The organism is Microbacterium sp. CFBP 8801 (assembly GCF_014839455.1).
Lineage (GTDB): Bacteria > Actinomycetota > Actinomycetes > Actinomycetales > Microbacteriaceae > Microbacterium.
The window spans coordinates 40052-67042 of sequence record NZ_JACYNU010000005.1; the positions used below are offsets into that span (position 1 = coordinate 40052).

Below are 26991 nucleotides of genomic sequence, written 5' to 3' on the forward strand. Positions count from 1 at the left end.
GCGGTGGAAGAGTTCGAATCTTGGGGGAGAACAACTCGACGATCGCTCGATCTCGACGATTGCATCGATCCGACCCGGCTGGTGCGTAGATCCCCCCTTTTTCACCCCGGCGCTCGCCCCACCCGGAGTGCTCCGGTGAATGGGCGCGCCGGCGCCCGTTACGACCGGGTCGTCGACGCGAGGTACCGCCGAAGGGGGAAAGGTGCGGGCAGAGCGAGACATTCAGCAATGCGGCCCCCCGGCTCGCAGGCGACGTGCTCGCTCTGCCCGCGGATCCAGCATCGGGTGCGCCGCGCGAGCAGGCGGACCAGGGCGTGGGGAATTCACCCCGCTGGATCGACAGATCACCTCGGCGTCGGACAGCCCGGGGTGAAGCGATAATGTGGCCGAGCCCCGTTGTCCCCCAGGAGGAGTCGATGATCGACACCGTCGACCAGTCCGCGCCCGCACGATCACGGGTGAGACCGCCTCGACCCGCCACGCTCGCGACCGTGGGGGGATCGGCCGCTTTCGTCAGTGCCGCGCTCATCTGGGTCTGCCGGGGTGTGGACCCGAGCGTGCAGTACGTCAGCCAGCTCGGTGCGACCGGCATGCCCACGGCGCCGCTGTTCAATCTCGCGCTGCTTCTGCTCGCCATCGCGGCGGTGCTCGTCGATCGCGCCCTCGTCGGTCGAGGCGGGGGATACGTCGTCGGATGGCCGGTCGCCACGACCCTGCTGGTGTGCGGGCTCTGCTTCGCCGTGGCCTCGGTCATCACGTGCTCCCCGGGCTGCCCGGTTCCGTTCACCCCGGGCGCACAGGTGCAAGACCTCTTTCACATCTCGTTCGCCGTGCTGGGGTTCGTCCTCGCCATCGTGGCGATGGGCCAGGTAGCGGCTCTGCGACGACGGCCGTGGATGCGCGCGGCGAGCGTCATGACCCTCGTGGCCGTCGGGGTGACGTCGTTCACCGGCGCCATGCTCTCGCTCTTCGGCGGGGACACGGTGCTCGGAGGCAACCTGGAATTCACTGCCGCGACGCTGGCGATCGCCTGGTTCGGCGTCTTCGGCCTGCAGGTGGCGGCCGATGAGCGGGCGGCTCCGGGGCGTCGGTCCACCCGACCGGTCTCCTGAGGTCGCGGGGCGAGCCCTGCGGGCGAGAGGTTAGCGTTGTCGCCGTGACTCGACGACGTGTATGGCAGATCGTGATGTTGCTGGCTCCGCTGGCGGCGCTGATCGTCGTCGTCGCGGTCCTGCGCGGTGCCGGGGTTCCCCTGTCGGTGCCCGGGGTGATCGTCGTCCTGGTGCTGCTGGTCGTGGCTCGCGTCGTCGTCGGTCGACTGCGTCGGCGCCGGCCCAAGTGATCAGGCCTCCGTCTCGATCTCGATGAGGCCCCACGCGTGGGCCGCGCGGATCGCGCTGGAGCGGTCGGACACCTCGAGCTTGCGGTACAGGCTCTGCAGCTGGGTCTTGACCGTGTTCGGCGACACGACGAGGACCCGTGCGATGTCGGCGATCGTCGAGGTGGGCGTCAGGTGGGCGAGCACGACCTGCTCGCGCTTAGTGAGGTGCGGCACGCTGACGGATGATGCGAAGAACGAGCGCCGTTCGCTCACCCGCTCTCGCGCAGCGGGCGTCAGCATCTGAAGGACCAGCGCGCGGTCCTCCGGTGCGACGGCGCTCCACGGACTCCACAGATCGTGCTGGATGCTCAACGACTCCGCGCGTTGCGCGGCGGTGCGATGTGCGCTCACCCCGTTGAGGCGGACGTCGGCCACCACGCTGACGACGAGACTCTCGAGAGCCGCGCGCGGAGCGGGCTCGTGGTGCAGACCCCATTTGACGCTCATGACGAACGCTTCGTGCGTCCGCCCCGCGTACAACTGCGACAGTGCGATCGCCGGCGCGGTGGCCGGAGAAAGAGAGAACGGCCCTTCGAAGAGGGCGAGCGCCTTGCGCGCCTGTCGCAGCGCGATCAGGACTTTCGCCCGCGCGGTGAGGAGCTGGGTCGACTGGTAGTGCGAGGGCGGGGTGCTGCGCGCGCGAACGGCCCAGACCCGGAGCAGACCCAGGGAGTCGGATGCCGCTCCCGAGAGCAGGAAGGCGAGGGCGTGGATCGACGCGGCGTACGGCCAGAGCTCACGCGCTCCCCGGGTCGACGGGATCTGGTCCAGCAGCGCCCGAGCCGACGCCGGATCCCCTCCCTCCAACTGCAGCCATGCCGTCGCGACGCGGAGCCCTTCTCCCCAGGGGGACGCCGTCCAGTTGTCGTCTCGGTTCTGGCCCACGATGCCCGACGCTCCCCGGACGTCGCCGTCGAGGAGCGCGATGACCGCGAGCGCCCCTCTCACGCGTGATCGGCCGGCGGGTGAGGCGAGGCGTTCCGATTGACGGAGGGACTGCGCCGCGTCGCGCAGTCGCCCCATCGCGAACGCGGTCATGCCCGCTTGGTACCACCCCTCGGCGGAAGCCTCCGGCTCCGCATCGCGGTGGCGGCGGAGGCCGTCGACGAGGAGCGACGCCGACTCCGTGGCGAGAGCGAAGCGCCCGGCCGCCCTCAGGAGACTGATGCGCAGAGTCAGAGCCTCGAGGTTGCTCGCCGCCGCGGCCGTCTTCGCATCGGGGAGGCGGCCCAGTGCGGAGACGGCGAGCCCGGGAGTCTCGGGTGACAGCGCCGTATCGGGGTCGAGCGCGAGGAGCACGTCGATCGAGAGGGGGTCGGTCGGCGCGCTGTCGCGCAAGCGCCCCACCAGGTGAGCGAAGCTGTCCGCGTCGCGAGCCCAGATCTCCGGAGCGGAATCTCGCAGCACCGATGCCAGCGTCTGCCACTGTTCGGCGTCCGCCGCGATCTGCGCGGCGAGCAAGGGTTCGCCCGCTTCGACGAGATGATTCAGCAGGCTCAGACGGGCGGTCGTCACCACCCCCGGCGTACGTGCCGAGATGTCGCGCAACCATTGCTCGCGGATGGGCTCGGCGAGGACGAGCCGTGTCGAGCTCGGCCAGACCAGACCCGCGTGTTGCAGGTGCACGAGGAGTTCCGCCGTCGAACCCGTCGTGGAGTCGATGCCCATCGCCTCCGCGAGTGCCGCGTTGATGAAGGGGGCGACCGCGAGCAGGCGAACCTCGTCGGTGATCGGGATATCGAGCCGTTGCTCCATGTCGGAGGTCAGAGCCGCGCCCGCGTAGTCGGCGACGGCGATCGCCTCTTCGCGAGTTCTCAGCGGCAGGCCCTCCAGACGGAGCCGGGCGCTTGCAAGCTGGCCGAGCGCGGGCCATCCGTGGGTGCGCTCGGCGAGTTCGTCGGTGGCGGCCTCGGTGGTCTCGACCCCGTTCAGCGCCAGGACGAGTGCGAGCTCGTCACGTGTCATCCGCAGGCGAGCGGCCGGCACGACATGGACGTCGAACTCGAGAGCCACGAGTGGGCTCTCCAGACCGGTGGCGTACCGGGTGCCCACGACGATTCGCAGCTCGGAATCGGCGTGAAGCATCTGCAGAAGGTGTTCGGAGGAGACGCCGACGCCCTCGACGTGATTGTCGACCAGCAGCACATGCCGCGACGGCCCGCTGGCGAAGCTCTCGGCGATGCGGTCGATGCTCTCGGGCGGCGTGAGGTTGCCGTCGATGAGCTGCACACCGATCTCGGTGTCGTCTTGCAGGGTGAGCGCGAACTGGCGCAGCAGGGAGGTCTTCCCGACCCCGGTGGGTCCGCGCAGCAGCACGATGTCGCTCGCGAGGGCCTCGCGCAGATGAGAGATCGGCCCCTCGCGCGGTGCCCAGAAACGGCTCGTCCGCCGGGTCACGCGCGCTCCGGCCGGAAGGGTGTCCACATCGATCAGCATCGTCATCTCCACTAGGGCGGGGCCTCCCCCCGAAGGGTGGGAGTTCTCGGCGCGGCACGTCTCGGCCGCTTGGTGCTGATCCTGAGGGTGAGGACCGGGCGAACTCGGCGGAGAACAGGTCTTTCATCCCCCTCGTCACCCCGGCATCACCCCATCCGCATCACCCTCTTCTCGACTGCCGACCGGCATCCCCTGCGGTTCGTGTCGTGAGTGTCTCGCCCGCCACCCCGGCCGTCCGTGCCGAGAGAAGCGTCCTCGCGCCTGTGCCTATGCTGCGGGCGACCCGACGGTCTCGCCGTCGCGTCATGCGAAAGGCGGACACAGAGTGGACATTCAGCGAGTGATGCGCATCTTGCGCGCCTACTGGAAGGCGATCGTCGTGATGACGGTCCTGGGAGGGCTGGCCGGACTCGGGTGGAGCGCCACGCAGGCGCGGGTGTACTCCGCCGACGCGAGCGGGTACGTGGCGGCCGTGGCGTCGGACGGTTCGACGGGTGCCGCCCTTGCCGGCGACCAGTTGGCGCTGTCCAAGGTCAAATCGTTCATCGACATGGGGTACTGGCGCAGCGTCGCCGATACGGCTCGACAGCAGCTCGGCCTCTCCGACAGTCCCGAGGCTCTCGTGGAGCGCATCCGCGTCTCCAACCCGGTCGACACCGTGAACGTCCGCGTCGACGCCACCGGGGCGACCCCGGAATCGGCCCGCGATCTCGCCGAGGCGTGGATCCGCGCGATGACGACGCAAGTGGACGAGCTCGAGTCGGGGGGCAGTGGTCAGGGCGCGGTGCGACTCGTCGCCGGCGACTCGGCGCGACTGCCGACCTCGCCGTCCTCACCGAACGTACGACTGGACGTGATGATCGGTGCGCTTCTCGGCCTCGTCGCCGGTGTCGTGTTCGCGCTGGTGCGACGCACCTTCGACCGACGGTTGCGGTCGGCCAGCGACATCACCGATGCCGTCGATGCGTCGGTGGTCGGTGTGCTCCCGGTGGACAAGGAGTTGGCGGCGGGGCGCGCCGTCTTCTCGTTCGACGACATCCGCGACGGGCGCGGGTCGTTCGCCCACAAGGAGGCCATGCGCGAACTGCGCACGAACCTCCAGTACGTCGACGTCGACCGCCCGGCGCGCATCATGGTGGTCACCAGCCCGCTCCCCGGCGACGGCAAGTCCACCACCGCCGCGAACCTGGCGGTGAGCATCGCGGCGACCGGGCAGTCGGTCATCCTCGTCGACGCCGATCTCCGTCGCCCTGTTCTGGGCGGCATGTTCGGGTTCTCGGACGACGTGGGCCTCTCCGACGTCCTCGCCGGCCGCGCGCAGATCGAACAGGTCGCCCATCAGGTCGACGAACACGGACGGCTCTTCGTCGTGGCCGCGGGGCGAACCCCGCCCAACCCGAGCGAGATGGTCGGGTCGAAGCGCATGCAGGCGCTGTCGCGGAAGCTCGCCGAGGATCTGGTCGTCATCGTCGATTCGCCTCCGACGCTCGCCGTCGCCGACGCCGCGGTGATCGCGAGCTGGGCCGACGGGACCGTCCTCGTGGTGACGGCCGGGCGCACCACCGACGACATGCTGACGCGGGCAACCGCGAACATCGCGAAGACGCGAGGGCACCTGCTCGGAGTCGTGCTGAACCGCGCGCCGCTCCGTGGGGCGGATTCGGGCTACTACGGGATGCAGTACGGCGGCTACTACGGCTACGGAATCGGTCGCACCGAGAAGAGCACGTGGTGGCGGCGGGTGCTGCGGAAGTCGTCGACCGAGCCCGGCGCGGCCGAGGAACACGGCAAGCGGCGCACGTCGGCCGACCTTCCCGCCGAGAACGTCAGCGCCCTCCGCCCCCTGTCTCATCGGAGGACGATGGAGAGGGCAGCGGGTGAGGCTACGAGTGAAGTCGAGGTGGTGCAGACGTCTGAGCCCCCGGTAGACGCGGGCGCGCCGCGTCGACGACGCACGACCCCCTGACGCTTCTCGCAGAAACGACGAAGGCGCCGACCCGTCCGGGTGGGCGCCTTCGTCGTTTCCGTGTCAGTGCGCGGTGGACCCGGGAGCGACCACCGCTTTGAAGGTGCGGGCGAGGATCACGAGGTCTCCGATGAACGACCAGTTCTCGACGTAGAAGAGGTCGAGCCGGATGGCGTCGTCCCACGCCAGGGCCGAGCGTCCGCTGACCTGCCAGAGGCCGCTCATACCGGGCCGGACGATCAAGCGCCGGTGCGCATCGTCGTCGTAGAACTCGACTTCGGCGTCGCGCTGGGGGCGCGGCCCGACGAGACTCATCTGCCCGCCCAGGACGTTGAAGAGCTGCGGGAGCTCATCGAGGGAGTACTTCCGCAGCCAGCGACCGACAGGGGTGATCCGTGGGTCGTTGTCGATCTTGAACAAGGGCGTTCCGTCGCGCCCCTGTGCGGCCAGAAGGCCGTGCAGGCGGGCATCCGCCCCGTCGACCATCGAGCGGAACTTGAGCATGCCGAAGTGCGAGCCCCCCTGGCCGACGCGCTCCTGGCGATACAGAATCGGTCCCGGTCCCGACGCGCGGACGAGCCCGGCCAGCACGAGCAGTATCGGAGACAGGAGAAGAACCAGGGTGCCGGCGCCGACGATGTCGAAGGCGCGCTTGAGCACCCGTTGTCTGGCGGAGTACTGGGGCGTCTCGATGTGCACGAGGGGGAGCCCGGCGACGGGGCGGGTGTGCAGGCGGGGCCCGGCGACGTCGGTCAGGTTCACGGCGACGATCAGGTGCTGGCGGCCGGGGTCGAGGCTCCAACCGATCCGGCGGATGTCGTGAGAGTCGAGCAGAGCGCCGCCCGAGACGAGGACGCTGTCGGCATCGAGCACGCGAAGTTGCTCGCGCAGGAGATCGGCCTGCCGCTCCGTCCACGTCGGCCCCGACGACACGCGCGCCAGGGGGCGTATCCCGACCACATGGAGTCCCGCGGCGGGCTGGCGGGCCAGCTCGGCGGCCACGCGCTCGTTCTCCTCGTCTGCGCCGACCAGCACGACCCGTGCCCCCATGGCTCCGGACCGTCGCTTGCCGGCGAGCCATCGGCGGCAGAGGACCCGCCCACCGAGCAGGGCCGCGGAGCCGACGGGGAGACTGAGGAGGAAGTACCCGCGCGAGAGGTCGGCGCTGGTCAAGTAGGCGGCGATGGCGACGATCCCGAAGACCTGGGTGGAGGCGGCGAGCACGAGCCGGTACTCCGTGACGCCGTAGCCCACCACGCGGGGGTGTCGGCTCCCCCAGAGGCCGAGGGCGAGCAGCCACGCCAGGCAGAGGCCGACCGACACCGTCGTGTAGTCGACGGCGACCGAAGCCACGTCGACGGGGTGCGGCCCCAGCCAGAGCAGCTGGGTGCCGACCACGGCGATGACGACGACGAGGGCGTCGACGACGACGACGAGTCGGGCGTATCGACGCTGCCAGGTACTGCGTCGGGGCGACTCGAGCGGGGTGAGCCGCGCCAGCCGCGCGGGTGACTCGGTGAGTGAGACGGCAGGATTCATGGGTGCTCCGCAGTCCGGGCCCGGGGGACATTCACTGGAGAGCCGCGCCGGGATGGAAGCGGCCGTGGGCGCGGGGACTCTCTCATCGCGTCGGAGTGCGGAGGGCAGAGCGCCGGCTGTGTGGGCGCGGGTGAAGAGAGCCCCTCGTGCCGGTGCGGCAGGCCGCCCGCTCGTCGAGTGGGCGGGCACCGGCGGCGAGTTCCCGTCTCGGATCGCCTGGCGCGTCACCCGACGGCTTCTGGGCGTCACCTCGACGCGGTGAGGCTGCGGCCAGGAGCTTCCTCGCGATCACGGCATGTTTGCATGTGTATGTGAGCGTGAGTCCCCGAGCAAGCTGGGAGCATGACCGACGCGCCCGATCCCTGGAACGACTTCGTCCGCGAGCTGGGAGTGCGGCTTCTCCGTGCCCGGGCAGACAAACGGATGTCGCAGGAGCAAGTGGCGCACGCCGCGGGGCTGGCGACCTTCACGTACCGCAAGCTCGAGAAGGGCGAGTCCAACCCGGGCACCGCGGCGAATCCGCGGCTTCGCACTCTGGTAGCCCTCGCCGAGGTGCTGGAGGTTCCGCTGCGGGACCTTCTGCCCACCCCTCCCGAAGGCCTCGCTCCCGGCCGCTGAGGGCGGTGTCGGAGGTGTGCGATTTACTTCTTTCGTGCCCGCCGATGTTCGGGTCGCCGGTGTCGCCGGCGGCTCCACGAGAGAGGTGTCAGGCATGGAACGGCGAGTAGCTGCCGAAGACGTCGAACGGCGAGCGCGGTGCGCGTTCGAGTGGTGCACGACGGATCACGGTGCGACGGTGCACCCCGACGATGAGGATCACCGCAGCGAGGGGTGGGGGTGGCTCGGCCGCGTTCGCGACGGCCGAGGGAGCGGGCCGGGAATCGTGACCGTGCTCGAGGTCGGCGTGCTCCGTCGCACCGATGACGCCGCGGCGTGGATCGTCATCGAGACCGGTATCGGCACCTCGCTCGCGTTGTCGCCCGAGGCTGCGCAGACCCTTGCGCGTCGACTTCTCGACGACGGCGACGTCAGGGCGGTATCCGCCGCTCCGGGCTCAGCCGGCTGAGAGGGCGCGGCGCGCGGCTCGACGGTCGTGCACCCACGCCCACGCCGCGGCGCCGATGTACAGCAGGCACAGCGGCAGGGCGATGAGGGCCATGCTCATCATGTCGGAGGGAGGGGTGACCGTCGCCGAGAAGATGATGATGACGACCAGAGCGACACGCCATCCGCGAATGATGGATCGCGCGCTCAGCACCCCGACCGCGTTCAGCGCGATGATTCCGAGGGGGGAGACGAAAGAGATCCCGACCCCGACGATCAGTTTGAGGAGGAAGTCGAAGTACTGGCTCGCGGTGAGCATCGTCGAGGAGCCGACGGGGGCGAAGCCGGCGAGCAGGGTAACGATCTGGGGGACGACGATCCACCCGAACCAGGCTCCAGCAAGAAAAAGCGGGACTGCGGTGCCGACGAAGACGATGCCGATCCGCCGTTCGCGCGAGGTCAGGCCGGGAACGAGGAACGCCCAGACCTGGTAGAGCCAGACGGGCGCGGACAGAACGATGCCGAGGGTCATCGCGATCTTGAAGCGCAGGTCGAACGCCTCGCCCAGACGTGTGAAGTTCAAACCGGTCAGCGACGGCCCCTGAATGTGCGTGAGCGGGGCAGCAGCGGCTTCGATGACGACGTCGGAGAGGGCGAAGCCGGCGATTCCGGCGACCACGACGGCTGCGGCCGAGATGGCGATCCGCCGACGGAGTTCCGCGAAGTGGGAGAGGAGGGGCATGACCCCTTTCTTGCCACTCGTGCGTCGCGAGCGCGGTGACTTCACGCGGGCGATGACGGGCCCGACTCGGAACGGTGGGGGAGTTCGTCCTGTGCCGCGCCGGTGGCGACCGGTTCGTCTTCGGCCTTGGCCTTCTTGTCACCGCCGGATTCGCTGCGCAGGATGCGGACCGACTCTCCGACGCTCTTGGCGAGCCCCGGGAGTTTGGCTGCGCCGAACAGAAGGAGGATGACGGCGAGGATCAGGATGAGGTGCCACCCCGAGAATGCGTTCCCAAAAATACCCATGGGGGACCTTTCGATAGCCGGACGGTTCTTCCATGCTCGACTGTGGTCGTGACTCAGCCCGCGGCGCGGGGGCAACATCGCCCGATCTGCTGCCGCACTTCACCAGCCCTGCGCTCGTGGGGTGTGCGTCCGTTCCGGTTCACCCCCGCCTGGCACTCCGGTTGACTGGCGCCGCGTGGCAGGTGTCGCGCAGAGGGAGACGTGCGATGCGCCGATGCGACCGATGATCACCAACCGCGTGCTGGTGGTCTGCACGGCCAACATGATCCGATCCCCTTTCGTCGCCGCGCTCCTGCGCACGCGTCTGGCCTCCGGCCCGGGCGCGGTGCTGGATATCTCGAGCGCCGGCACGGCGGCCCGCCCGGGGGACGCGGCGGCCGACGGCGTGATCGAGATGGGGCGTACCTACGGCCTCTCGCTGGACGAGCATCGCACTCGGCGGCTCGACGAGGGTGTGCTGCAGACCGGCGACACCGTGCTGTGCGCGGAACGCGCCCACCGCCGTGCGGTGCTGGACCTTCGCCCCGATCTCATCTCGTCGGTGTTCACGGTGCGAGAGTTCGCCCGCTCGGTCGAGACCGTGACGACCGCGGGCGGGGCCGGCAACTGGCCCGCGCTCGTGCAGGCGGCCGCTCGGGCTCGTTCCGTCGAGCGACGCGGGCTCGACGACGACATCGTCGACCCGGTCGGCCGACCGGCTGACGTGTGGCTGGCGTTCGAACGGGAGGCCACGTGGGCGGTGTCGACCATCCTCGCGTCGATCGCCTCGCTTCCCCGCATCGATGCGGAGGCCGCCGCGCAAGGCTTCATCCCCGCCACGCGGCGGGAATACAGGGGAATGCAGCTGGCGGAACCCCCGGCCGCGCCGCCCGCGGGCTGGAGGAGCTGAGGTGTTCGACATGGGGATGGACAAGCTGATCTTCGTGGGCGTCATCGTCGGGTTGATCATCGGCCCGGAGCGGTTGCGCGAATGGCGGCACTCCCTGCCGCGCGCGGTGGGTCGCATGCACGCGCTCTATCTGCAGGGAAAGTCGCAGGTCGTGGACGACCTGAATGAGCTGGCCCCCGACTGGCGCGAGTACGACCCCCGCCTGTTGCACCCGAAGCGGATCATTCGCGACCTCACCGACGCGGCGGCCCAGCAGTCGCTCGAAGCGGACCGCGACCGGGCGAAGTCAGGGCATACGGCGGGTGTCTCGCCGGGTGACGTATCGGCGTCGGATCCCCACCCCGATGGCTCCCATCACTCCGCCGAGAGTGTTCGCGGCGACGTCGATCGCACTGCTCGTCCGGCCGGGGAGGAAGACGCCCTGAGCGATCTCGACCAGCAGCGGAACCGTCCACGCGATGCCCAGGAGCAGCCAGGGGCGGCCGGGAAAGAGACGCGCGAGCAGGACGCCGAGAGGGATGAGGAAGACGACGTTCGCGATGACGTCGAGGTTGAGCGAGGCGGCAGCGGGCACGACGGCGTACAGGCAGTCGTAGAGGAAGTCGACGCGGCGCTCGAGGTGCACCGGCCAGAACACGATCACCCCGAGGGCCGCCAGGTACAGGGCCGCCGCGACGGCTCCACGGCGACGAGCGAGTGACGCGATACGTACGGAGAGCACGCCTCACCGTACGAAACGCGCCCACCGCGGTGGGGCTCCGCGGGAGCGGGTGAGGTCAGAGGCGCGCGGGGACGAGGAGCGGGTCCGACGAGCGGCTCAGCACCGTTCTGGATTCTTCGGCGTCGGCGCGCGCCATGACGCGGCCGAGCCCGATTCCCGCGGCGAGCGAGATCGTCGCCCAGACGGCTGCGGCGATGAGGATGACGGCAAGAGCGACCATGGGACTTCTCCTTCGGAGTCCGAGCGGCCACCGAACGGTGGTTGTGCTCAAAGTAGCGGTCGATCGGGCCCGGGGTCGCACCGGTGCGGGCGTGTCGTCAGCCCTTGCGACCGAAGGTCCTGCGCACGATCCGGAGCAAGCCGAGGAATCCGAAGAGACCGACGACGGCTCCGAGCACGGCGAAGAGCGTGACGTCGCCGCCGAGGACCGGACCGCCTCCCGCGAGGATCAGGACCACCGCGATCACGACGGCGGCGATCGAGACGAGGGTGGAGGCCACCTCGGCGGTGACCCGCCCGAGGATGCCGCTGACGTCGTCGCCGTCGTCACTGCGCAGCGTGATGCCGATCGACCCCTTCTCCACACCGGTCAGCAGAGCATCGAGGCGGCGCGGGATGTTCTCCAACCGCGCCATCGTGATGACGCTCTGCGCCTGGAGGTCGGTCGCCATGCGCTTGAGGGACACCGTGCGGCGCAGCAGCGTCGGCATGAGCGGGAGCGCGCGCCCGACCATGTCGAAGTCGTCGACGATCACGCGCAGGCAGCCCTCGAGGGTGGCGAAGCTGCGGAACGCCGAGGCCAGCTCGCCCGGGAGAGCGATGCGGTGCTGACGGATGACGTCGACCATGCGCGTGAAGATGGATCCCTGGCCGCCGGTGCGCAGATGCTCCGTGGTCAACACGATCCCGACGTCATGACGGAAAGCCTCGAGGTCGACGTCGGCCGGGGCGTCCACGATGAGCAGAAGCGCGTCGGTCGCGGCGACGTCGTTCTCACTGAGGGCGGCGAGGAGCAGAGCGGTCATGTGCTGTCTGCGGCTGCGCTCGATGATCCCGACCGCGCCGAAGTCGATGAGCCCGAGGGTGCCGTCTTCTTTCAGGAGGACGTTGCCGGGGTGCAGGTCGGCGTGGAAGACGCCGTAGACGAGGATCTGCTCGATCACGGTGGACATCAGCACCTGGGCCAGCCGGTCGCGTTGCTCGGCGTCGAGAGCGGCGAGGTGATCCGCGGAATCGCTCAGCGCGACGCCGTCGACGAGCTCCATCGTGAGGACACGCTGCCCGGACGCGGCGGCGAACACCTCGGGCACGGTGACGACACCGCGCCGCTCGGGCTCGGCGCGATCGATGAGATCGAGAGTCGAGTGGATCATGCGCGTGTTGCGCGCTTCGATGCGGTAGTTGAGCTCTTCGACGAGGGTGGCGGTGAATCCGCGGGCGACGGACTCGATGCGCAGATCCCGACCCACCCGCGTGCGGGCCTCGGCGCGATGAGCGAGCCGGCCGATGATGTCGGCATCGGCCTCCACCTGTGCGCGTGCCGCGGGTCGCTGAACCTTCACCACGACGGGGGTGCCGTCGAGGAGGTGGGCGCGGTGAACCTGCGCGACGGAGGCCGCGGCGAGGGGAACGGGGTCGACGTCGGCGTAGACCTCGTCGATGGAGGCGCCCAGATCGTCTTCGATGACCGCGCGGACGGTGTCCCAGGGAAGAGTGGTGGCGCTCGTCTGCAGAGATGCGAGCGCGCTGAGATACGGCTCGGGGATGAGGTCGCGGCGGGTGGAGAGCACCTGGCCCAGCTTGACGAAGCTGACTCCGGCATCGTTGATGGTGGCGACGATGGCCTTCGCGCGTTCCTCCGAGGTGCTGAGCTCGGCCTCGACGCGGGAGCCGCCGCCATGGAAGAGCCAGCCGACGCCGTGGCGGGAGGCGATCGTGAGGATCTCGAGGTAGCGCCGAGTGCGTTTGCGTTGGCGCAGGGCTGCCCGCACGAGGTCGACGGGATTGGGCAGTGGTCGGGTCGGGAAGATCGCCTCGATGGCGACGAGGGTGGCCACCCCGAGGGCGAACACCCACGCCAGGGACAGGGCGATCAGGCCGATCCACAGCCAGACGTCCTGCGCGGGGATCACGGTCGTCCCCTCGGGAAGACCGGTCTGGCGCAACGTCCATTCGGCGGAGGGGACGCCGAGGAAGAAGACGAGGAGCCCGACCACGATGCTGCGGGGCCAGCCGACGGCGGTCCCGAGAATGCGGCGCGCCACGAACCCGACCAGGACCGCCGAAACGATGGCGGAGATCGAGATGAGGATGCTGGCGATCACGGGGTCAGCGTATCCGGCCGTCAGCCGATCTGCGGCAGAGCGCACTCGGGGCAGCGCCACCAGACGCCGCGCAGCCCGCTCTCGGGCGTGGTCGTGGCGAGACAGCGCCGGCAGGTCGGTGCGAACCCGCCGAGGAGGTCGAGGTCGTCGCCGGCGTCGTGCGAGGCGGCGTGTGCGGCGAGGCGTGGCGCAGAAGTCACGGGGTCTCCTTCGGGTTGTGCAGCATCTTTGCATGCGCATGTGCGAAGAGGGTGGCGTCATCCACAGGGGAGCATCCGCCCTCGGGGCGACGCGGGCACGACGTCCGCAGAAGACGTCCCCGGGCCGCACCGAGGAGGTGCGGCCCGGGGTCATGCTCACTTACGCAGCTGGCGCATCGTCTCCTTCGCGCGCTTCTCGGCGGCGGCGGCGGCCTTCCTTGCCGCCTTGTGGCGACGCTTGCGTGCACGAGGGTCGTTCCACAGGCGCACCACCTGGTGACCGACCGACTCCCGGTTCTTGACCTGTACACGCGATGCCCGCGCGCCGATGACGTAGGCGATGAACACGATCGCGCCGACCGCGATGACCTTGTTGCGCATGGCATCCTCTTCCTCTTCGATGTGCTCCGTGGCGAGAGGTCACGAAGACCCGCTCACGATGGAGACGTATCGGGACACCGATTCGTCACGCCCGCGGCCGAACCCGGGTCGCGGATCTCATCGTCGCGGTGCGCTCGCCGGAATGCGGAAGACGCCCCGACCGAGCGGTCGGGGCGTCTTCCGTCGGGCAGGGATCAGGGGCGACCCATGCCGAAGTAGGTCCAGCCGGCGGCTCGCCATGCGGCCGGGTCGAGGCAGTTGCGGCCGTCGACGACGACGCGTCCCCGCGCGAGCGAGGCGGCGTGCTCGGGGGAGAGCTCGCGACGGTACTCGTCCCACTCGGTGACGACGATGACGGCGTCGGCGTCGCGCAGGGTCTCGTCGAGGTCGCGCTCGTACGTCAGCTGCGGGTGGATGCGGCGGGCGTTGTCGATCGCGGCCGGGTCGGTGAGGGTGACCTTCGCGCCCAGACCGTGCAGACGCACGGCGACGTCGAGCGCGGGGGAGTCGCGGATGTCGTCGCTGTGGGGCTTGAACGCCGCGCCGAGCACGGCGATCTTCTTCTCGAAGACGCTGCCGCCCAGGGCTTCGGTGGTGAGTTCGACGGCCCGGTCGCGTCGGCGGAGGTTGATCGCGTCGATCTCTCGCAGGAAGGCGACGGACTCGCCCCGCCCGAGCTCCTCGGCACGAGCCGAGAAGGCGCGGATGTCCTTCGGGAGGCACCCGCCGCCGAAGCCGATGCCCGCACCCAGGAAGCGCCGGCCGATACGGGCGTCGTGGCCGATGGCATCCGCCAACGTCGTGACGTCGGCACCCGTGACCTCGGCGATCTCGGCGATCGCGTTGATGAAGCTGATCTTGGTCGCCAGGAACGCGTTGGCCGACACCTTCACCAGTTCCGCGGTGGCGTAGTCGGTGACGATGAAGGGCGTGCCCTTGGCGATGGAGGGGTGGTAGACCTCGCGGAGCACCTGAGCAGTGCGCTCTCCTTCGGCCGAGGGGGCGCCGTTCTCGGTGGGCACACCGGCGACGAGGCGATCGGGGTCGATCGTGTCCTGGACGGCCCAGCCCTCGCGGAGGAACTCGGGGTTCCACACCAGGGTCGCGCCGCGCTCGGCCACGCTCGGCGCGAGCCGCGCGGCGGTGCCGACCGGGACGGTCGACTTGCCGGCGACGATGTCGCCCTCGCTGAGGAACGGCAGAAGGCCCTCGATCGCGGCGTTCACGTAGGTGAGGTCGGCGGCGTGGCTTCCCGCCTGCTGCGGCGTTCCGACGCCGACGAAGTGCACCTTGGCGCCCTGGGCGGCAGACATGTCGGTGGTGAAGGTCAGGCGGCCCGACTCGATGCCCTCGGTCAGGATCTCCTGCAGGCCGGGCTCGAAGAAGGGGGCCTCCCCCTTGTTCAGGGTGGCGATCTTCCGTTCGTCGACATCGATACCGACGACGTCGTGACCGATGGAGGCCATCGCGGCCGCGTGAACGGCTCCCAGGTACCCGCAACCCACTACAGACAAGCGCACGATTCAGAGCCTTCCAGATTCCTGACGACGCGACCCGGTGACACCGGGTCGCGGACCCGCGAGGGAGCGCGGGGATTTCACGCGGCCGTCTCGCCCGGCGCCAGGGCGGCGCGGGCGGTTCTGCCGAGAATGACGAAGTCGCCGAGAAGGGTCCAGTTCTCGACGTAGGAGAGGTCGAGGCGTACCGACTCCTCCCAGGACAGTGACGAGCGGCCGCTGACCTGCCAGAGACCCGTGATGCCGGGCTTGGCGAGGAAGCGACGGTGCACGTGGTCGGCGTACAACGCGACCTCGGACGGCAGAGGCGGACGCGGGCCGACGAGCGACATCGAGCCGCCGATGACGTTGAACAGCTGGGGGAGCTCGTCGAGGCTGAACTTGCGCATGATGCGGCCGATGCGTGTCACGCGCGGATCGTTCTTCATCTTGAACAGCACCTCGTTGCCCGCATCGCGCTGCTGCGCGGCGAGCTCCTGCAGGAGCTCTTCGGCGTTGACGACCATGCTGCGGAACTTGATCATCGTGAACTCGCGGCCGCGGAATCCGACGCGCGTCTGCCGGAAGAAGACGGGCCCGTCGCTGGTGAGGCGCACGGTGATCATGAGGAAGAGCAGGAGGGGGCTGAGCAGGACGACGCCGATGGAGGCGGACACGAGGTCGACGCTGCGCTTGAGGAAGCTCTGGCCGCGCGAGAACTTGGGCGTCTCCACGTGGATGAGCGGCAGCCCCGCCACCGGCCGCGTGTGCAGACGGGGACCGGCGATGTCGATGATGCTGGGGGCGAGCACGAGGTGCTGCTTGCCCGCTTCGAGACTCCAGGAGATCTGCTTGACCTTGTCGGCCGGCAGATCGTCGGCGCTCGTGATCGCGACGGTGTCGGCGCCGGTGGCATCGAGGGCGCTCGTCACATCTCCGACGTGTCCCATCACGGGGATGTCGGTCCCGGGGATGACGTCGGCGATCTTGCCATTCGGCACGCAGGCGCCGACCACGCGGTAGCCGGCGCTCGGCGTGCGGGCGAATTCGCGAGCGAGCTGCGTCACCGACGCGAGCGAACCGACGAGGAGCACGTTTGCCGAGTACTTGCCGGTCGAGCGCTGGACGATGAGCCAACGACGCCACATCCAGCGGGTGAAGATGAGCACCAGGATGCCGAGGGGGAGGCTGATCAGGAGGTACCCGCGGGCGACATCGATCTGGGTGAGGAAGGCGATGATCGCGACGGTGCCGAAGAGTCGGAAGCTGGCGTCGGCGATGCGCACGTACTCCTGCGAGCCGGTTCCGATGACCCGGTCGCTGCGGGAGTCGACGAAGGCCAGGGCCCACATCCACGTGAGGATGAGGAGGGCCGAGAACACCCAGTACGACAGATCGGTGATGCGGGAGTCGCGCCCCGCCGCCACCTGAGCGTTGCCGAGACCGAACCACAGCAGCTGGGTTCCGTACACGACCCACGTCAGCGAGAACAGGTCGGTGAGGGCGAGATTGCGTCGATAGCGACGGCGCCACGGAACGTGTCGGCTGGAGGCGGGCTGCGAGATCCGCTCAGCACGAGCGGGCGCGGGCAACTCCGCGTCGAACGACGGTGTCGCGCTTTCCCTGAGGTCGAAGGTCACGTGTGTAGCTCCTCCCCCCGGGTCGAGCTCGTCGGTTTCACCTCGTGAACAATAACAGGGAAGAATCACCCGACAAGTCACCCAGCGCTTCCTGTCATCTCGTCGTCAAATGCCGGAAACCCGGGCGGCATCACCCAGGGGGTGAATCTTGGGCCCGACGGCGGGCGTCCCCTACACTCGGGCAGCGGATCGGCCCTCTCGCCGGACCTGCACACGCACCCGCCGAGCGGGGTGTCGCACCGCCCGCCCGGAGGATCACAGATGTCCCGCGTCTCGACGCCCTCGCGACGTTCCCGCCGTCGGCGTCGATCCGCCGCGGTGGTCGCAGCCCTCGTCGCCGTCGTACTCGTCGCAGTTGCCGCCGCCGTCGCCTTCTCGCTCGGCCGCGCGGCCGACATCGTGGCATCGGCGCCGCCGTCGGCCGCGGGGACGCCGACTCCCTCCGTCGCGCCGTCTCCGTCGGTGACCCCCATCCCCACGTCGACCCCCACCCTGATCTCGACTCCCGCACCCCTGTCGCCGGCGGCGCAGCCCTGCGACGGTCATCCGACCCTCATGAGCGTGTGGGCGCATCCCGACGACGACATCATCTTCGGCAACCCGGCCATCTCCGACGCCATCTCGGCCGGCGACTGCGTGCGGACCGTGTTCCTCACCGCCGGCGACGCGGGCAAGGGGCAGGGGTACACGTCGTCGCGGGAGCTCGGCATCCTGCGCGCGTACGACTCCATGCGCGGCGTGAGCGGATTGTGGGACACCGAAGAGATCGTGCTCGACTCCGGGCTGCACGTGACCCGGCTCACCCCGCAGAACGATCCACGTCTGTCGGTCGTGTTCGTGCGCCTGCCCGACGGCAACATCACCGACGGAGGGTTCGCCTCCACCGGCCACGCCACTCTCAGCAAGCTCCTCGACGCGACGATCCCGACGCTGGCCCCGATCGACGGCGGCCCCGCGGTGACGCTCGCGCAGCTGTCGGACAGCCTCGTCGAACTCGCCGAGGCATGGCAGCCGAGCACCGTTCTCACCCACATCCCGCGCGGCAGTGCCTTCGCCCCCGGGGACCATCCCGACCACTCGGTCACCGGCACCCTCGTGCGCGATGCCCTCGGATCCCTCCCCGCGGTGGCACCCGGCATCCGGTACCTCGTGGGGTACCCGTCGGAGAAGCTGCCACGCAACCTCGACGGCGAACAACTGGACGCCAAGATCGAGACCTACCGCGTCTACACGCAGCAGGATGAGGTCATCCGCTGCGCCGATCGGTCGGCCTGCCTCGGCACCCGGCGTTTCGGCGAGTGGCTGCAGCGGTCGTACCCGAAGAGCGAGGCCGAGCTGCAGATGGGCTGAGCCCGACGGCTCAGTCGGCCTGCAGCTCCTGCTCGACGCGGGCGCGGGCTTCGCGCTCGGCGATGATGTCGACGAAGTCCTTCACCGGTGCGTCGGCGAACTTCTCGACCGCGACCACCGCCTCGTGGTGGACCACGTCGGGCTCGGCCTCGGGGAAACGGTCGTGGAGACGTTCCTCGACGCCGGAGACGGTCGCGTCCTTGTCGAAGCCCTCGCTGCGCTGCGTCATCGGTCGTCCTCAGTGCTGGTATCGGTCGTCCTCAGTGCTGGTATCGGTCGTCCTCAGTGCTGGTAGGTGCCGTGGACGATCGCGCGTCCGAGGGTCGAGAAGGCCAGACCGAACGAGACGGCGGCGGGAGTGGCATCCGGATCCGCCCCGAGGGAGTCGGCGCCCACCGCGTGGACGACGAAGAAGTAACGGTGGGGCTGATCGTCCTTCGGGGGAGCGGCGCCCAGGAAGCCGGCTTGACCTCCGTCGTTGCGGACGTGGAACGAACCGGCGGGGAGCTCGCCGCCGGCGAATCCGGCCGGGATCTCGGTCAGGTCGGCGGGGAGATCGACGAGGACCCAGTGCCAGAAGCCGCTCGGCGTCGGGGCATCGGGGTCGAAACAGGTGATCGTGAACGACTTCGTCCCCTCGGGGACGTTCGACCAACGCAGGTGCGGGGACGTGTTGCCCTTGTCGGCCACCTGGTCGTCGGAGAGCGGCTGCCCCTCGCGCACATCATCGCTGACCACGTCGAACGCCGCCACGGAGGGGAGGAGCGGATACGGGTCGGGCGACTGCGCACGGGTGAGGTCGGTCATGACGGAACTCTAAACACGGCGGCCGCCGACCCAGGAGTGCTTGCCGAGGCAAGACCGGGGAGGTAGTGGATGCCGGGAACTCACCGCGCCAGCGCGAGCAGCGATCGCGCGGCTTCGCGGCATCCGCCGGGGGCGGGCAGACCGTAATCGACCTCGACGACCGTTCTGAGATCGTCGGCCAACTGCTCGACGGACGGGCGGGAGGAGAGCGCCGCCAGGATCGGGAGGATCAGGTCGTCGTATTCGTCATCGGGCCAGCCGTGGCCGATGTGATGCACGCCGATCGGGTCCCACTGGTTGAGGACGGCGCGTACGCGCAGGGCGGCGGGCGACAATGACCGCGGCTTCGAAGACGTCTGCATGGGGCGAGTGTCCCCAGTGGTCTTAGGTGCCGGCTGGGTGTCTTCGATGTGTGGGGTGCGTGCGCCGCGCCCCGGAGAGAGCGATCTCCGCCGGATGGCCACACCGTCCCCGCCGCGCGGCGGGGGTGTGCGGGTCGAGCCAGCGAAGGGGTGGGCGTGCGCGATACCGTCGAGACGGTGATGCCGCCGCGACGACCCGAGTGCAGAGCGGCACGGCACGAAGAAGAACGGAGCCACCGTGAGCGACGCACAGCCGCCGTCCCCCGACGAATCCCCGGACGGCGAGCCCCCGCGCGACGCTGACGCGGCGCTTGCCCGGGCGCGCCGTGTCGTGGTGACTCGACGGGTGGCCATCGCGGGGGGTCTCACCCTTCTCGGGCTGGGCGGAGGGGCGCTGCTCTATCGTCAGGCGCGACGCTCGGACGGTCCCGACGGGGCGTGGGTGCCGCTGGCTCCCATCGTGCCCGGACCGCTGCCGTCTGCGATGCCGATCTCTCCGGCCGCCGAGCCCCCCGGCCTCGACACCACGCTCGCGGTGTGGGCCCACGCCGACGACGACATCATCTTCGCCAACCCCGCGCTCGCCGGGGCCATCCGCAGCGGCGGGACCGTGCGCGCCGTCTACGTCACGGCCGGCGACGCCGGGCGGGGCCTCGTCTACGCCGAGAAGCGCGAGGCCGGCATCCGCGCCGCGTACGACTGCATGCGCGGAAGCACCGCGCCCTGGGCGACCACGCAGATCGAGCTGCACAGCGGTGCGCGGGTGACCCGCTTCGTCCCTTCGGACGATCCTCGGCTCTCGATCACCGTGCTGCGTCTGGCCGATGGAAACCTGGATGCCACCGGGTTCGCCTCGACGGGGAGTGCCGGCCTGACCCAGCTCATCAACGGGACGACGCCGACTCTGCATCCGATCGACGGCGCACCCGCCTACACACTCGACATGCTGACGGCGACCCTCGCCGAACTCGCCGACGCGGCCCGGCCCCAGCGCGTGTCGACGAACGTGCCGCACGGCAGCGCCTTCGCGCGCGGCGACCACCCCGACCACTCCGCCGTGGGGTCGCTGATGCGCGCGATCGTGCCGACCGTCGGCATTCCGGCCGCAGCGGTGTCGTACTTCGTCGGGTACCCCTCGAAGCGCGAGCCGGCGAACGTCACGGGGGCGCTCCTCGACGACAAGGTCGACATCTACGAGACCTACGCCGCTCACGACCCGGTGGTCACGTGCGAGAACGCCTCGGCCTGCCTCGCCCAACCGGGCTTCGGGCAATGGCTGCGGCGGTCGTACGCCAAGAGCGACGACGGGCTCCGGCTCGCCTGACGCCCGCTCAGCTCTCGGTCTCGCGCCGCGGCACCGACACGGCCAGGCGGAAGCCGCCGTCGACACCCTCGGCCGCATGCAGGCGGCCGCCGAGGAGTTCGGCCCGTTCACGCAGCCCCCGCAGCCCCGTGCCGCTGGAGGGGAGGCGCAGGCGGGCCGCCCGGGCGGCGTCGTTCTGCACGACCACGTCGATGCTCGAGGTGGAGGCCGTCGCGGTCACGCGAACGAGGGCTCCCGGTGCATGCTTGCGCGCATTGGTCAGCCCCTCCTGCACCGTGCGGTACACCGCGCGCTGCACCGCGGGGGTGAGGTCGGAGGGGAGGTCGGCCTCGAGTCGGGCATCGAGTCCGCTGTCGGCGACCAACTGGGGGAGGTCGGCGAGGGTCGGCTGCGGGGCGGGGGAGTCGGTGGTCGCTCCGTCGGCGCGCAGCACGCTCACCATCTGCCGCAGCTCGTCGAGGGTGCGCACCGAGAGGGTGCGGATGATGCCGGCCACGCGCCGCGCTTCGGGATCGGGCGAGGCGACCTGGAGCGCACCGGCCTGCACGGCCGTGAGGCTCACCTGGTGCGACACGACATCGTGCATCTCGCGCGAGATGCGGGCCCGTTCCCGCCGCAGGACGTCCTGCTCATCGCGGCGGCGCTCGCTCTCACGCGCGGCCGACAGCTCGGCGACCCGGGCGGACAGCTCGAGGCGCGTGCGCACGAGGGCGCCGAGTGCGATCGGGGTCGCGGCGTACATGAGGGCGTACAGGAGCGAGGGCGCCAGATAGTCGAGCGGCGGCAGCTGCCAGTCGGGGAGGAGGAAGCAGGCGAACGTGACTGCGCCCGCGCCCACCAGCAGCGGGATCCGCCGCACGCGCACCGCCACGGAGTACAGGGCGATGGGAGCGGCGACGGTCATGGCATCCACCACCAGCCCCGGGAGGACGAGGGCGAAAGCCACCCAGGGCAGGCGCCGGCGCACCAGGAGCCCCGCCACGGCGAGCAGCGCCCACGCCGACTCGATCGGCGACCACCCCGGCAGTGACACGGCCACGTCGAGCAGGGCCGCGGCGGCCAGGGCGACATCGATCGTCGCGTCGAAGACCCGGCTCCCGGCGAACGCCGCCCATCGCGCCCGGACCGCCGAGATCATCCGCGCCCGCCGCGACGCCCCGCGCGTTCGGCGATGAGCGCCGCCTCCAACCGCGACGAGACCGACATCTTGCCGAGGATCGCGCTCACGTGGTCTTTCACGGTGGCCCCGCTGAGGTGCAGCCGCTTGCCGATCTCGGCGTTCGACTCGCCCGTCGGCAGGCAGGCCAGTACGTCGCGTTCTCGATCGGTCAGCAGTGCGACCCGTCGAGACGCCTCGCGGTCGGTCGCCCCCGCGTACCCCTCGACGAGGGTGCGCGAGACCTGGGGCGAGAGCACGACCCCGCCGGCCGCGAGCGTGCGCACCATCGCGGCCAGGTGCTCGGGAGCCGTGTCTTTGACGAGGAACCCCGCGGCGCCCTCGTGCAGGGCGCGCGCGATGTACTCGTCGGTGTCGAACGTCGTGAGGATGCCGATGACGGGGCGATCCGCGTCGGTGGCGAGTTCCGTCAGGATCTCGAGCCCACTGCGGCCGGGCATGCGGATGTCGAGCAGCGCCACGTCGGGCTTCTCGCGGCGGATGACCTCGACGGCGACGTCGCCGTCGACCGCCGCGACCACGTCGATGTCGGGGGAGGCGCCGAGGATCATCTCGAAGCCGGAGCGCACGAGCGCCTCATCGTCGACGACAACCACGCGGATCACGACAGTCACTGTACGCGCGGGGCTCCACGCGCGGGGCTCCGCCCGGGTGCAGGCGGGCGTCGGGGTTCTTCGCGGGGCGAAGTCCGGAACGGGGTGCGATACGTGGGGCTCAGCACCCCGCCCCGGGGTCGGGGAGAGGTCAGTCCTCGGAGACGGTGACGGTGACCTCGATGTTGCCGCGGGTGGCGTTGGAGTACGGGCACACCTGGTGGGCGTCGTCGGCGAGCTGCTGGGCGAGGTCGTGCTCGATACCGGGCAGGACCACCTCGAGCAGGACGGCGAGCTGGTAGCCGCCCTGGCCGTTCGGGCCGAGGTGGACGCGGCCGCCGACCGAGGAGTCGTCGATCTTCACCTTGTGCGCGCGGGCGACGGCGTGCAGTGCGCTGTGGAAGCACGCGGCGTACCCGGCGGCAAAGAGCTGCTCGGGGTTGGTGCCCTTGCCCGAGCCGCCCAGCTCGGTGGGAGGGGCGACCTCGAGGTCGATGTAGGGGCCGGCGGTGACGTGGCCGGTGCGGCCCTGACCGGTGGAGACGGCTTCGGCGGTGTAGAGAACGTCCATGGGTGTTCCTTTCGAGGGGCGGGTGGGGAGGAGGAGTCGAGTGGGGCTCACGCGGGCGGCCGCGGCACTCCGGCGGCGGCGAGCACGGTGTCGGGGCGGTCGCGCAGGTCGCGCATCGCGTCGGTGAGCTGGTGCAGGGCGTCGATCAGCTCACGCGCGCTGTCTTCGTCGGTCAAGCCGGAGCCTGCGGCGATGCATCGGGGGACGTGCGCGAGTTCCTGTCGCATCTCGTGCCCGCGATCGGTCAGCGCCACGGTGACGACGCGCTCGTCGTCGGATCGGCGCGATCGGGTGAGGTAGCCGGCGGTCTCCATGCGCGCGAGCATCGGCGACAGAGTTCCGGAGTCGAGCTGGAGGGCGTCGCCCAGGCTGCTCACGGTCTGGTCCCCGTCGACCCACAGCGTCACCAGGGCGATGTACTGCGGATACGTGAGGTTCCACGGCTCGAGCAGCACCCGATAGGCCTGGGTGGTCGTGCGGTTCGCGGCGTAGAGCGCGAAGCAGACGAGGTCGTCGACGGCGGGCATGACAGAAGCATTGCACACAACTCGGTTGTGCACAACTTTGTTGGATGCGCCTCATCGACAGCCGGTGCGCGGGGTCCGGACCGGACCCCGCGCACCGGGGTCACACCGAGCTGGACGCCTCGGTGTCGGGAGTCTCATCGTCGAGGGGATGCCGCGTCACCAGCAGTTCCGCCACGCGTCGTCGATCCACGGCCTTGACCTGGAGCGTGGCGCCGTCGACCTCGACCGTGTCGCCGACACGGGCCAGCCGGCCCAGGTGTTCGACCACGAAACCGGCGACCGTGTCGGAGGCGCCGCGGGGGAGGCTGACCCCCGTCGCCTCCTCGAAGTCCTGCAGGTTCAGCCGACCCTCGACGGTGCCGTGCTCACCCTCGGCGAGGGGTTGCTCGGCGTCGGTGTCGTACTCGTCGAAGATCTCGCCGACGACCTCTTCGACCAGGTCTTCGAGCGTCACGATGCCGTCGGTTCCGCCGTACTCGTCGACGACGACGGCGATGTGGCTGCCCTCGGCGCGCATCGCGGTGAGCGTGGGCAGCACCCGAGCCGTCGACGGGAAGTACCTGATCGCGCGCATCACGGCGGCCAGGGGCCGCTCCGGGTCTTCGTAGAGGTCGCGCACGTGGACGAAGCCCACGACGTCGTCGATGGTCTGCTCGGCCACCGGGTACCGCGAGAACGGGAGGTCGCGCACCTGATCCATGGCTTCGGCGATGGTGCCGCCGGCATCCAGGGTCACGACCTCCGGTCGCGGGCGCATGACCTCGCTCACGTGGCGGTCGCGGAGGGACAGGACGTCGTCGAGGATGCGCCGTTCGTCAGCCGGAAGCCCCTCGTGGCTCGACACGATGTCGCGAAGTTCTTCTTCGGTGAGCTCCTCACCGGTCTTGTTGGGGTCGCCGCCCAGCAGGCGCACCAGCAGGTTCGTCGACAGCGACAGCAGCCAGATGACCGGTCGCATCAGCTTCGCGAACCCGTTCAGCACCGGTGCCGCCGCGTACGCGAACGCGGCGTTGCGCTGGATGGCGAGGCGCTTGGGCACGAGCTCGCCCAGAACGAGCGAGAGGTAGGCGATCACCAGGGTGAGCGCGATGGTCGAGACCGTGGCCGCGAGGCCCGGCTCGAGACCGAGACCCTCGAACAGCGGGGTGACCGAGGGGGCGATGGAGGAGGCGCCGTAGGCGGCCGACGCGAAGCCCGCCACGGTCACGCCGATCTGCACCGCCGACAGGAAGGTGTTCGGGTTCCGGGCGAGCTCGGCGACCTTCTGTCCGCGCTTGCCTCGGGCGGCCAGGGCGTTCACCTGACTGTCGCGCAGCGTGACGAGCGCCATCTCGGTCGCGGCGAAGACTCCGCCGACGAGGACGAACACGACGACGAGAACGATGTTGAGGACGAGATCGTTCATCGCCTTCCCTCCTCCGATCCGCGAAGGACGGCACCCGGGGTCACCCGGGCGCTCGGACTGTGACCGTCGGAGTCGGCAGCGTGGCTCATGACGGAATCGTATTCAGGCGGGCCCGGGGCGGGCAGCTTCCCGTCCGGGCTTGCGTGGTCACGCCCGTTCTGCTTCAGCGGCCGGTGCTGACGACCGCGCCGTCGCCGGCGGAGATGCGCACCACGGCACCGCTCTGCATCTCGACCGTCCACGACCAGTCCCCTCCGTCGTCGTCGAGCTCCACCTCGTCGATGCGGTCGCCGCCCGGGTTCTGGGCGGCGGCGATGCGGACGGCGTCGGCCAACGTCGTCACCGCCGCATCGAGGGCGGCGCGCTCGTCGGCGTCGATCCCGTCGTCGTCGCTCCGGGACTGCACGGTCGCCCCGTCGGACGCGAGGTGCACCTCGACCTCGCGGTCGCCGACGGCGACGTGGACCTCCCAGGAGTCGTCGTCGCCGCGGTCGAGGGCGAACGCGCGTCCGCCGGCATCGGCCTCGGCGGTGTTCGCCGCCCTGATCGCGGTCTCGTCGGTGGCGGAGGTGTTCGCGCCTCCGGGTGCCGGGGTGCAGGAGCTGAGGGCGAGAGCGCTGACGACGGCGAGCAGGGTGATGCCGGGGATGCGGGTCGAATCCATAGCGGCAGGTTAGCCAGCCCGCTCGCGCGCGCGGCGGTCGTTGCATCCGGGCGACCGCTGTGCGAGTGGCGCCCTAGCAAGCCGCGGATGGAACGTCAACGGCAGGCCCGCGTACAGGTGGGAGTCGAACCATGGCGGTCATGAGCGAGATCACCGCACACCATGGACTTCTGACCGACATCGACCTGCACGTCGACGACACGGGCGGCACGGGTCGCCCCGTCGTGCTGATCCACGGATGGCCCCTCTCGGGCGAATCCTGGGCCCATCAGGTGCCCGCCCTCGAGGCGGCCGGCCACCGCGTGGTGACGTACGACCGTCGCGGCTTCGGCCGGAGCGACAAGCCCCGTACCGGGTACGACTACGACACGTTCGCCGACGACCTCGAGGCCGTCCTCACCGCCCTCGACCTGCGCGACGTCACGCTCGTCGGCTTCTCGATGGGCGGCGGCGAGGTCGCCCGCTACCTGACGCGTCACGGATCGGGTCGTGTGCACAGCGTCGTCTTCGCGGCAGCCGTGCCCCCGTACCTGGCGAAGACCGAGGACAACCCCGAGGGCCCCCTCGACGACGAGACCGCCGACGGCATGAAGCAGGGCCTGAAGGGCGACGAGAAGGCGTTCTACCACCAGTTCACGACGGACTTCTTCTCGGTCGACGGCGCGCTCGCCGTGCCCGCAGCCGAGCAGGTCGAAGCCGAACGCCTCGCGAACCAGGCCGACCACCACGCGGCACTGAAGTCGATGGAGGCGTTCGCCACGACCGACTTCCGCGAGGATCTGCCGAACGTGACCGTTCCGACCCTCGTCATTCACGGGGACAGCGACGCCACGGTGCCTTTCGAGGGATCGGGCAAGCGCACGCACGAGGCCATCGCGGGCAGCGAGCTGCACGTGGTCGCGGGGGCTCCGCACGGTGTGAACGTCAGCCACGCCGACGAGTTCAACCGCGTGCTGATCGACTTCCTGCAGCGCTGATCGGTCCGCGTCCCTCTCTCGCCCGCATCCGCGGAGGACGCGCACACGACATCACGGACGCCCCGTCACCTCACCGGTGGCGGGGCGTTCGTGCGTGCGGGTGAGAACGCGCAATCCAACGGGTGAGTCGACGCGGGGGAGGCGCGGGGTGACCGGGTCGACGGCGACCTGCAGCCCTAGCCTGACGC

General features: G+C 70.1%; 29 protein-coding genes. 9 read left to right on the forward strand and 20 right to left on the reverse strand.

What is annotated here, in order from left to right; translation table 11 throughout:
- The first annotated feature begins 416 nt into the window (after positions 1–416).
- The gene (locus IFR11_RS07705; RefSeq protein ID WP_055833836.1) at positions 417–1112 is read left to right on the forward strand and encodes a DUF998 domain-containing protein; all 696 of its coding nucleotides are present in this window, start codon (positions 417–419) and stop codon (positions 1110–1112) included.
- A 44-nt stretch (positions 1113–1156) separates the two neighbouring features.
- Positions 1157–1342, forward strand: a complete 186-nt coding sequence (locus IFR11_RS07710) for a hypothetical protein (protein ID WP_156458711.1) — start codon at positions 1157–1159, stop codon at positions 1340–1342.
- On the opposite strand, the gene IFR11_RS07715 is transcribed toward IFR11_RS07710, so the two are convergent.
- Positions 1343–3817 carry a LuxR C-terminal-related transcriptional regulator gene (locus tag IFR11_RS07715; protein ID WP_191915760.1) on the reverse strand — a complete coding sequence of 825 codons (2475 nt, stop codon included), beginning with the start codon at positions 3815–3817 and terminating at the stop codon, positions 1343–1345.
- A gap of 343 nt (positions 3818–4160) precedes the next feature.
- On the opposite strand from IFR11_RS07715, the gene IFR11_RS07720 reads away from it, so the two are divergent.
- Complete coding sequence (locus IFR11_RS07720; RefSeq protein WP_244630669.1) at positions 4161–5783, forward strand: polysaccharide biosynthesis tyrosine autokinase; 1623 nt, start codon at positions 4161–4163, stop codon at positions 5781–5783.
- 63 nt (positions 5784–5846) lie between these two features.
- Here the strand turns inward: IFR11_RS07720 and IFR11_RS07725 are convergent, their stop codons facing one another.
- Positions 5847–7322 (reverse strand): sugar transferase, encoded by a 1476-nt coding sequence (locus IFR11_RS07725; RefSeq protein ID WP_055936100.1) that lies wholly within the window; start codon positions 7320–7322, stop codon positions 5847–5849.
- A gap of 342 nt (positions 7323–7664) precedes the next feature.
- On the opposite strand from IFR11_RS07725, the gene IFR11_RS07730 reads away from it, so the two are divergent.
- The gene (locus IFR11_RS07730; protein WP_055833847.1) at positions 7665–7940 is read left to right on the forward strand and encodes a helix-turn-helix domain-containing protein; all 276 of its coding nucleotides are present in this window, start codon (positions 7665–7667) and stop codon (positions 7938–7940) included.
- Between the two features lie 94 nt (positions 7941–8034).
- Positions 8035–8388, forward strand: a complete 354-nt coding sequence (locus tag IFR11_RS07735; RefSeq protein WP_191915762.1) for a hypothetical protein — start codon at positions 8035–8037, stop codon at positions 8386–8388.
- Here the strand turns inward: IFR11_RS07735 and tatC are convergent.
- Entirely contained in the window at positions 8377–9108 is a 732-nt protein-coding gene (tatC, locus tag IFR11_RS07740) for a twin-arginine translocase subunit TatC (protein WP_055833854.1), read from the reverse strand. The two genes, IFR11_RS07735 and tatC, sit on opposite strands and share 12 nt — an antisense overlap.
- A 41-nt stretch (positions 9109–9149) precedes the next feature.
- On the reverse strand, positions 9150–9395 hold the full coding sequence (locus IFR11_RS07745) for a twin-arginine translocase TatA/TatE family subunit (protein ID WP_055833857.1): 246 nt from the start codon (positions 9393–9395) through the stop codon (positions 9150–9152).
- Between the two features lie 223 nt (positions 9396–9618).
- On the opposite strand from IFR11_RS07745, the gene IFR11_RS07750 reads away from it, so the two are divergent.
- Complete coding sequence (locus IFR11_RS07750; protein ID WP_055936104.1) at positions 9619–10284, forward strand: arsenate reductase/protein-tyrosine-phosphatase family protein; 666 nt, start codon at positions 9619–9621, stop codon at positions 10282–10284.
- A gap of 286 nt (positions 10285–10570) precedes the next feature.
- On the opposite strand, the gene IFR11_RS16870 is transcribed toward IFR11_RS07750, so the two are convergent.
- The 7 genes from IFR11_RS16870 to IFR11_RS07785 all read right to left on the reverse strand — a co-directional run bounded on the left by IFR11_RS16870 (position 10571) and on the right by IFR11_RS07785 (position 17046).
- Positions 10571–11005 carry a VanZ family protein gene (locus IFR11_RS16870; protein WP_055833861.1) on the reverse strand — a complete coding sequence of 145 codons (435 nt, stop codon included), beginning with the start codon at positions 11003–11005 and terminating at the stop codon, positions 10571–10573.
- A gap of 55 nt (positions 11006–11060) precedes the next feature.
- Positions 11061–11225 carry a hypothetical protein gene (locus IFR11_RS07760; protein WP_156458714.1) on the reverse strand — a complete coding sequence of 55 codons (165 nt, stop codon included), beginning with the start codon at positions 11223–11225 and terminating at the stop codon, positions 11061–11063.
- Positions 11226–11322: 97 nt separating this feature from the next.
- Positions 11323–13329, reverse strand: a complete 2007-nt coding sequence (locus IFR11_RS07765; protein WP_191915763.1) for an AarF/UbiB family protein — start codon at positions 13327–13329, stop codon at positions 11323–11325.
- Positions 13330–13349: 20 nt separating this feature from the next.
- A complete protein-coding gene (locus IFR11_RS16755; protein ID WP_055936111.1) occupies positions 13350–13529 on the reverse strand; it encodes a hypothetical protein in 180 nt (59 codons plus the stop codon).
- Between the two features lie 156 nt (positions 13530–13685).
- Positions 13686–13910, reverse strand: a complete 225-nt coding sequence (locus IFR11_RS07775; RefSeq protein ID WP_191915764.1) for a hypothetical protein — start codon at positions 13908–13910, stop codon at positions 13686–13688.
- Between the two features lie 194 nt (positions 13911–14104).
- The gene (locus IFR11_RS07780) at positions 14105–15430 is read right to left on the reverse strand and encodes a nucleotide sugar dehydrogenase (protein ID WP_191915765.1); all 1326 of its coding nucleotides are present in this window, start codon (positions 15428–15430) and stop codon (positions 14105–14107) included.
- A gap of 77 nt (positions 15431–15507) precedes the next feature.
- Positions 15508–17046: a sugar transferase gene (locus IFR11_RS07785; RefSeq protein ID WP_441005396.1), complete on the reverse strand. Its 1539-nt coding sequence runs from the start codon at positions 17044–17046 to the stop codon at positions 15508–15510.
- 261 nt (positions 17047–17307) lie between these two features.
- On the opposite strand from IFR11_RS07785, the gene IFR11_RS07790 reads away from it, so the two are divergent.
- The gene (locus tag IFR11_RS07790) at positions 17308–18396 is read left to right on the forward strand and encodes a PIG-L family deacetylase (protein WP_191915766.1); all 1089 of its coding nucleotides are present in this window, start codon (positions 17308–17310) and stop codon (positions 18394–18396) included.
- Between the two features lie 10 nt (positions 18397–18406).
- Here IFR11_RS07790 and IFR11_RS07795 read toward each other — a convergent pair whose 3' ends face one another.
- The 3 genes from IFR11_RS07795 to IFR11_RS07805 all read right to left on the reverse strand — a co-directional run bounded on the left by IFR11_RS07795 (position 18407) and on the right by IFR11_RS07805 (position 19565).
- Positions 18407–18625 carry a three-helix bundle dimerization domain-containing protein gene (locus IFR11_RS07795; protein WP_055833876.1) on the reverse strand — a complete coding sequence of 73 codons (219 nt, stop codon included), beginning with the start codon at positions 18623–18625 and terminating at the stop codon, positions 18407–18409.
- A gap of 53 nt (positions 18626–18678) precedes the next feature.
- Positions 18679–19203: a YbhB/YbcL family Raf kinase inhibitor-like protein gene (locus IFR11_RS07800; protein WP_191915767.1), complete on the reverse strand. Its 525-nt coding sequence runs from the start codon at positions 19201–19203 to the stop codon at positions 18679–18681.
- A gap of 80 nt (positions 19204–19283) precedes the next feature.
- Entirely contained in the window at positions 19284–19565 is a 282-nt protein-coding gene (locus tag IFR11_RS07805; protein WP_191915768.1) for a hypothetical protein, read from the reverse strand.
- 238 nt (positions 19566–19803) lie between these two features.
- On the opposite strand from IFR11_RS07805, the gene IFR11_RS07810 reads away from it, so the two are divergent.
- A complete protein-coding gene (locus tag IFR11_RS07810; protein WP_191915769.1) occupies positions 19804–20889 on the forward strand; it encodes a PIG-L family deacetylase in 1086 nt (361 codons plus the stop codon).
- A gap of 7 nt (positions 20890–20896) precedes the next feature.
- Here the strand turns inward: IFR11_RS07810 and IFR11_RS07815 are convergent, their stop codons facing one another.
- The 6 genes from IFR11_RS07815 to IFR11_RS07840 form a co-directional block, all read right to left on the reverse strand.
- Positions 20897–22027 (reverse strand): sensor histidine kinase, encoded by a 1131-nt coding sequence (locus tag IFR11_RS07815; RefSeq protein WP_191915770.1) that lies wholly within the window; start codon positions 22025–22027, stop codon positions 20897–20899.
- A complete protein-coding gene (locus IFR11_RS07820) occupies positions 22024–22671 on the reverse strand; it encodes a response regulator (RefSeq protein WP_070408534.1) in 648 nt (215 codons plus the stop codon). The genes IFR11_RS07815 and IFR11_RS07820 overlap by 4 nt, the downstream gene beginning before the upstream one ends.
- Positions 22672–22810: 139 nt before the next feature.
- The gene (locus IFR11_RS07825; protein WP_055833891.1) at positions 22811–23230 is read right to left on the reverse strand and encodes an organic hydroperoxide resistance protein; all 420 of its coding nucleotides are present in this window, start codon (positions 23228–23230) and stop codon (positions 22811–22813) included.
- Positions 23231–23277: 47 nt separating this feature from the next.
- Complete coding sequence (locus tag IFR11_RS07830; protein WP_055833893.1) at positions 23278–23757, reverse strand: MarR family winged helix-turn-helix transcriptional regulator; 480 nt, start codon at positions 23755–23757, stop codon at positions 23278–23280.
- Between the two features lie 100 nt (positions 23758–23857).
- The gene (locus tag IFR11_RS07835) at positions 23858–25162 is read right to left on the reverse strand and encodes a hemolysin family protein (protein ID WP_191915771.1); all 1305 of its coding nucleotides are present in this window, start codon (positions 25160–25162) and stop codon (positions 23858–23860) included.
- A gap of 163 nt (positions 25163–25325) precedes the next feature.
- Positions 25326–25826, reverse strand: a complete 501-nt coding sequence (locus IFR11_RS07840; protein ID WP_191915772.1) for a PepSY domain-containing protein — start codon at positions 25824–25826, stop codon at positions 25326–25328.
- Positions 25827–25966: 140 nt separating this feature from the next.
- On the opposite strand from IFR11_RS07840, the gene IFR11_RS07845 reads away from it, so the two are divergent.
- Entirely contained in the window at positions 25967–26803 is an 837-nt protein-coding gene (locus IFR11_RS07845; protein ID WP_055835851.1) for an alpha/beta fold hydrolase, read from the forward strand.
- Positions 26804–26991: the final 188 nt, after the last annotated feature.